This is a genomic window from Mediterranea sp. An20, from assembly GCF_002160055.1.
Lineage (GTDB): Bacteria > Bacteroidota > Bacteroidia > Bacteroidales > Bacteroidaceae > Bacteroides > Bacteroides avicola.
This window is the reverse complement of the sequence record NZ_NFJV01000070.1, coordinates 1-1464: the sequence shown is the minus strand read 5'-3', so window position 1 is coordinate 1464 and position 1464 is coordinate 1. Positions and strand designations below refer to the sequence as shown.

The 1464-nt window shown below is 56.1% G+C and carries 1 protein-coding gene; it reads right to left on the bottom strand.

The window, feature by feature from the left end; all coding sequences use genetic code 11:
* Window positions 1–1464: N-6 DNA methylase (locus B5F34_RS17135; protein WP_162609362.1), on the bottom strand; the 1464-nt coding region annotated here is incomplete at both ends.

The window sequence follows — 1464 nt, the reverse complement described above, 5'->3', positions numbered from 1 at the left end:
CGAGCCTTCTTTTAGGTGCGCTTCCATGATGCCCTTGAACGGACGGGGCATCATCGCTTCCTCCTTCCTGCGCTGCCGCTCTTCCGGTGTCAGGGCTGCTTCCTCCTCGCGCATCTCCCTTTCCACACGCTCAATCCGTCTTCTTCCCTCTGCCTCAAAGCCGTTCTCTACCGGATAGAACGGACGTATGGACTGCGGTCGGGCTGTATCCGCTTGCTTGGCGGCGTTGGCATCCATCTTTTCCTTTCCCATCCGGCGCAGTTCGGCACGCCTTTCGGGTGTGAGTGACATCATCGTTTCATAGAAGCCGTTGATGGGCGGGTTGGTTTCCCAGTCCAGACTGCGGTAAACGGCATCCTCCGGGTCACCGTCTTCGGGTGGAGCGGTAGCACCTTCGGTCTTTCCGTGCATGGGTACTGGCTCTTCGTGCCGTCTTTCCGGTATTCCGTTCGCCCCTTGACGGATGATTTCCTCCATCTCCCGTACCTCTTCGGGGCTGATGGCAGGAGCCGTTTCCGCACTTCTGCCTCTTGCCGCTTCATTTTCTTTTTCCGCCGTTACCCCCTGCCCGTCAGCAGGCATCGGGAACAATGACGGTTGCACCGGCTTCCGGCGTTTGGACTTGGCTCCTTTCTTCCTCTCCGGTTTCAGTCCCCGTTCCGCCAATCTGCGCTCTTCCTGCGTGTAGCCGAACAGGTCATACAAGTCCATTACAGGAGCTTCGTGCTGTTTCGTTTCCACGACCTGCGGTGCGGATTTTACCGCTTCTGCATTTGGCTGTACCGTTTTTTCTTCTATTTCCACCTTCGGCTGTTGTACTTCCTGAACTTGCGGCTGGACGGAAATCGTCTGTGTTTCACGCTTTTCAGCCTTGATGCCATTGTAGCGTTCCAAGTCCAGCCGTGCCGACAGGTCCGCCGACAATATCCGGTACAAGTCCGTGGCGATGCCCTCCACGCCGCCGCTGTGCGTATATACCATAGCCGGCTTGCCGTATGGGTCGGTATCCCTTTTCGCGTCGGTGTGGATGATGTATTCCGGGTGGTCAAAAAAATACCCGTTGGTGGAAATTCCCGTATGGTTGTTCTTTACGACATCGCCCAACCTCTTGTCCTCTTCGGAAAGCTCTTCCTTGCCCTCGTTCTTTTGCAGGATAATCAGGTCGCACCCCACCTCCGTGTTGGCATCTTCCGTGAACAGGTTGTTCGGCAGGCGGATGGCGGACACCAGATCCGCCTTTCTCATCATCATGTAGCGTGTGCCGCCGTTGCCCTCCGTATCCAGCACGCCCTGCGAGGTGATGAATGCCACGATACCGCCGTCACGCACCGTGTCCAGTCCTTTCAGAAAGAAATAGGTATGCACCTTCCTTGCCGCTATCTTTTTGAATACCGAGCCATTGGTGTATTCCGGGTCGAACACCGCTATATCCCCGAAAGGGATGTTGGAGATGGCAAGGTCAAA